This window comes from Nocardiopsis nanhaiensis (assembly GCF_054778635.1).
In genome coordinates this window covers 1-5,025 of the sequence record NZ_BAAGZJ010000156.1, presented here as the reverse complement: position 1 = coordinate 5,025, position 5,025 = coordinate 1, and the positions used below count along the sequence as shown (strand labels likewise).

The 5,025-nt window shown below is 65.3% G+C and carries 4 protein-coding genes and 1 pseudogene; all 5 read right to left on the bottom strand.

The genetic code is table 11. The features are described from left to right. Positions 1 to 948: 948 nt before the first annotated feature. Complete coding sequence (locus tag ACYVD1_RS34330; protein ID WP_460778648.1) at positions 949 to 1,497, bottom strand: histone-like nucleoid-structuring protein Lsr2; 549 nt, start codon at positions 1,495 to 1,497, stop codon at positions 949 to 951. Between the two features lie 179 nt (positions 1,498 to 1,676). Next, positions 1,677 to 1,970: pseudogene (locus ACYVD1_RS34325) on the bottom strand (transposase); the annotation flags it as partial. A 492-nt stretch (positions 1,971 to 2,462) separates the two neighbouring features. Beyond that, positions 2,463 to 3,533, bottom strand: coding sequence for a C40 family peptidase (locus ACYVD1_RS34320; RefSeq protein ID WP_460778647.1), 1,071 nt, complete (start codon positions 3,531 to 3,533; stop codon positions 2,463 to 2,465). Next, positions 3,526 to 4,413: a replication-relaxation family protein gene (locus tag ACYVD1_RS34315; protein ID WP_460778646.1), complete on the bottom strand. Its 888-nt coding sequence runs from the start codon at positions 4,411 to 4,413 to the stop codon at positions 3,526 to 3,528. The genes ACYVD1_RS34320 and ACYVD1_RS34315 overlap by 8 nt, the downstream gene beginning before the upstream one ends. Positions 4,414 to 4,441: 28 nt before the next feature. Then, the coding region (locus tag ACYVD1_RS34310) for a TraM recognition domain-containing protein (RefSeq protein WP_460778645.1) at positions 4,442 to 5,025 on the bottom strand (584 nt) is incomplete at its 5' end.

Sequence of the window (5,025 nt, the reverse complement as noted above, 5' to 3'; positions counted from 1 at the left end):
TCGTTGGTGTGGAGGTCGTGGTTGGTCATTGTCACCGTGGTGGTTGCCTGTTCTCGCCCTGCTTGTGTCAGTTAGTGAAGGTTATCCCTTGGTGTCCCACTTGAGCCTGACACAGAGGGGAACCCGAGGGGAAAGTACTGGAATGGCAAGAACTGGCGCGTGGGCTGGCGCGCGAATACCAGATGGCCCGCGAGGCCACGCGCGCCCAACAACGGGGCTATTACCTGGTGCAGCTGACCCGAACCGGGCAGCAGGGACCGAGAACCGACCTGGTGGGGATCATGGACGCCTTACCCGGGGCGACCTAGTCCGACTACGCTCGCGCCCGCACCTGCGCCGCCACGTTCGCCGACGATCCACAGGTGATACGGGTGCAGCTGTGGGTGAGCCGGGCGTGGGTCGATGTCACCCCGCCCCGACAGGGCCCATGAGACCGAAAAGGGCCGGGGCAAAGCCCCGGCCCTCCCTCGGGAGAGCGTCAACAACCAAGCAAACGTTACACCCGACAGGCTGAGTCTAACCGGTGAGAGCGGCCCGGGTCCAAGAGATGCCCCCACCATGCTCGGCGTTGGTGGGGGAGGCCCGTGTCGACGGTAGGGTTCACACGCTTTCTTGCGATGGGCTCAGATCCTGGACACACTCGGGAGCAGCGCTACACTCGTGCCCCGGTTCGTTATATCGCGAACATGTGACCGTGGGACTAAAGGGGCTGTCGGAGTGGAGCGAGGGGTCCCGTTCCTCATGTGCGCGGAGGGGAGAGGAATACGGTCTTCCCCTCGGGGGGCTGGGTTTTCTGAGCCTTGGACTTCTAAGGCTGGTTCATCTATTCCAACTCTCACAGAGGGCTCTCAGGTCAATTCTCCGGCATGAAAAAGCCCTCCCGTGGAAAACTCTCCAGGGAGGGCCTTTTCGTTGCTCTCGAAGGCCCTCGGGGCCTCCCGGGAGTGTCTACGCCTTGGCCTTCAGGTCTGACTGGAGTCGGGTGAAGTCCACAGCCTTGATGTCGTCCTTGGGAAGCTCTGACTCATCCTCCAGGAGCTTGTGAGCCCACTTGGTGAACTCCGAGTCTGTGAGCATCGTGGCCTTGGCCGGACCCTCAGAGGACATCGATCCCGTGGACAGGAGCTTCAGGGCCTTGCCCTGGGCGCCAGCTACGGGGGCACTCCTACCGGACTGGTACGCCTCCAGGATGCTGTTGGGAATCCGGCCGCGCTCGTTGACTGTGTAGCCGTTCTCCTTGGCCCAGATCCTGATGCGCTGGATCTCCTCTCGGGACTGAGAAGACCGGGAGGAGTTAGAGGCTTTGGGTCGGGGAAGAGACTGAGGCTTCTTCCTGCCGGCCTCCAGGAAGGGCTTTAGGGCTTCCTTCAGAGCCTCCTGGTTGGCCTCTGACAGATCGATCTCATAGACGTTGGTGTCCAGTGCAAACTGAACCGTGCCCTGAGCCTCAGAGCCGTCTAGATCATCCACGAATGTGACGACTTGCTTACGCGCCATGTGGTGCCTCCCCATGATTGTTTTCGGGCATCTTACTACCAACAAAGGATTGGGCAAAGCAAAAATCGGGTGCGTGAGATGTGGGTTTCCTTGCTGGCGTTGTGGACAAGATCAGCCAGAGTCCCTGTGTCGCTGTCTCCTTTGTCCTCTACACGAGCGGCTTGAGAGCTCATATATGTGGTGAGTCTTCGGTAGCAGATCAGCGTGCAGGCGATACCGACGAAAGCCAGCAAGTGTGCCCCCGTGCGTTCCTAGTGGCGGTGCAGCCGACGGCATTCGGCCAGCCAGGCCATAGTGCGCTCGACCTGCCACCGATACCGGACCCATCGCGGTGAGGAGTCCACTTGCTTGCGGGGCAGGCGGTGGACGATTCCGCGTTCTTGGAGCTATCGGCGCGGGTGGTCGTAGTCGTATCCCTTGTCGCCGTGGAGCTTGGCCGGTTTGCGCCGCCGCCGACCACGGTGAGAACGCAGCAGGCGTGCTCGCTGCAGAGAGTTCTGGGGGTAATGACGCTCAAGTGCAACGCCGAGTGCGCGAGGCCACTGAGCGCCTGACTCTGGATGAGCTTGACGCGCACATCGACCTGCTTCGCAGACGTTCGGGTGCGCCTGACTTAGCTTTGTCGCTTATGTCGAATGATCCTGAACAGGGCTCGCAACCCCAGGAGAAGGGCGCACCCGGCGATGACTAGCCCGGCCAGCCACAGTGCCGTGGCCACTGTGACGGGGACCTCTGTCAGGAGCCACATGCTGGCCAGCATGCTCAGGTAAACGACGGGAATCCCGAGGAGGTCATAGGCGTCGATCAGGGGGTTGGGCGGAATTAAGGTCTTCTTCGGTGCTGCCACGGTGTACTCCGAAGGTCACGTATCGGTTCTCGCTATACGCATCGTGCGGCGCGCCGCTGCACGGCGTCGTTCGCGGCACCTTAGCGCTTGGGCGGTGGCCTTTTGCCTGACCGAGGCGTCAGAGTTGGGGGCGCATGGCCCCGGCGAACGCGTTAGCGTAGTACGGCATTTCGATGGGGTCGATCCGTACGTTATTGCCGGTCGAGGGGGCGTTGACCATCTCCCCGTCACCGATGTACATGGTGACATGGCCCGGCTGAGGGTCGGGACCCACGTTGAAGAACAGCAGGTCTCCGGGTTGTAGTTCTTCCCGGTCGACGCGGGTGCCGTGGGCGAACTGGTCGGTGGTCACGCGAGGAATCGATACTCCGGCCGCTTCCCATGCCTTCATGGTCAAACCGGAGCAGTCGAAGGCGTCGGGGCCGGTGGCGCCCCACGCGTACGGTGTGCCCACCTGCTCCACGGCCCATTCCGCGGCGGCGATACCGGCCGCGCTGCCCGGACCCGCCATGCCGGAACCGGTCGGCGGGTGCTCGGCGTCGTAGTGCTCGATCTCGGCCATGACCTGGTCCACGTACCAATCCGCGGGATTGTAGCGAAAGAGTGCGTCTTTGAGGTCGCCGCGATCGTCGAAGTCGACCGCCTCACCCTGGGCGCTTTGACACAGCTCCACCGCGGTCGAAGCCACCGAATCGTAGACGTTGTGCGGGTCGGCCTCACCACCGTCGCGAGCGTTGACCCCGTAGTCGGCCCAGTTCGCGGGTAGGTGCTGGGTCACACCCACCGCGCGGTCGTACTCGGTGTCGCCGTCCCAGTGTCCGCCGTCGGTGTCGTGGTGGGGTGTGAGATTGCCGCCGACGCCGGAGCCGTCCAGGCGGGGGCCGACGAAGGGTGGGTCGGTGTTGCCCTGTGCGTCGATGGTGACGGTGGCGCCGTGGTCGGACTCCACTGATCCGATCCCGGCCAGGATCTGCCAGCGCAGGCCGGTGCAGTGAGAGTATTCGGGCTCGTTGAGGATCTGCGGGCCCTGGGTGTAGGCGTCCAGCAGGACCGGGTCGATGCCCTCCACCTCCTCAGGGGCGGCGCCGTGATGGCCCTGGTCGGTGAGCGCGGTGGTCAGGGACGCGGCCATCCCCACCACGAGCAGGCCCAGGATCAGGCCGCATCCGCAACCGAGCGGACTAGCCACCCCCCACCTCCCAGGTGGGCAGCGGTGGCTGCACCACGGGTGTGGTCAGCAGCTGCGAAAGCCGCACTCGCTCACCGGTGGGGTCGTCCAGGCGGGCCCACACCGCCCCGGCCGGATGGGATCCGTGCACGGCGGTGGCGGCGGGCACACTCGGTTGCGGGATACGGGCGCGCAGGTTGTGCTCGCGTTGGGTGGAGGGCAGAAAGAACAGCACCACCGCTTGGCGGTGGGAGGTGACGCGGCGCAGTTCGGTATAGGCGTGCACTTTCTCACTCAGGCGCCGCAGGGTTTCGGTGCCGCGATCATGTTCCAGGTAGAAGCGCGTCGATCGCTTACCTTCGCCCCATTGTCCGGCGGCGTCGGGTCGGACGATGTCGCCCCACTCGGCCGCGCACTGGGCGGCGGTCCACCACCGCAGGTGGGTGTCGTGGTCGCGGGTGTGGGAGGCCAGGTCCACGAAGAAGGCGTTGACCCCCACGGTGTGGTTCAGGCTCGCCCGGTAGGCCAGGGTCAGGGCACGGTCGCGGCGGTAGCCGAACTCGACCAGGGTTTGCCCGGATTCACCGGCCAGGATCTGGGCCCCGGGGGCATCGAGGATGTAGTGCCAGGGGGCCGAGCCCAGCGCTGCGTAGGGCCGGAACCGGTCCAGGGCTCGGATGCGGTACAGCACGCTCAGGCGCTCTTTGGCCATGGAGTAGGAGCCGAACAGCAGCCGGGCGATCTGGTGGGTGGTCAGGGTGCGGTGCTCCCACACCAGGCGCATGATCTGGCGGTCGCGTGGGGTGAGTCGATGGATGAGGGCATGCAGCACCTGTGGTGAGGTGCGTTGGCGGGTGGGGGCGCGGTGGTCGGGCCGGGTGGGGTGGTGGGTGCGCAACACAGGGGTACTTCTCCTTCACATGTGGGGCTCAGGTAGGCGGGGTATGGCGTCGGGCGGCCTTGCGCACCGCCGTAGCCCGCCCCTTGACCGGCGGGGGCAGGGGTCGGGTGCGCAGCGTGAAGCTGGGGGACAGGGCCCCGTTCAACACCAGGCGGGCCGAGGCTTGGAAGGCCGCCAAGTGCGACAGGTCGTGTTCGCCCAGGTTGGGGCGCACGTGCCGGGCGAGCTGGCGGGCATCTTCAGGGGAGACGTCGAAGTAGATCTTGGATCGGGCGTTGGCGGAGGCGGCTTCACGCAGATCTCGGGGCAGCTGGGACAGGTCCTGGTGGGCCAGCACCAGCCCGGCCCGGTAGGCACGCGCCTCGGCCAACATGTCGTCCAGCCCATAAGGCAGCGTCAAAAAGTTCTGGGCTTCGTCCAGGTAGATCGCCAGATCGGACCGGTCGGCCTCACGTTGGCGGGCCCGGGCCAGCACCGCGTTCCACACCTGGGACAACAGCAGCGATCCCAGCAGCGAGGAGGTGTCCTGGCCCAGAACCCCTTTGGGCAGGCGAGCGATCACCACACCACCCGCGTCCACGTGCGTGCGCAGGTCCAGCCCTTGGGTGGTGG

What these genes read in the sequence shown, in the direction of transcription:
- ACYVD1_RS34330 (WP_460778648.1), bottom strand. Translation starts at nt 1,497, where the DNA reads ATGGCGCGTAAGCAAGTCGTCACATTCGTGGATGATCTAGACGGCTCT.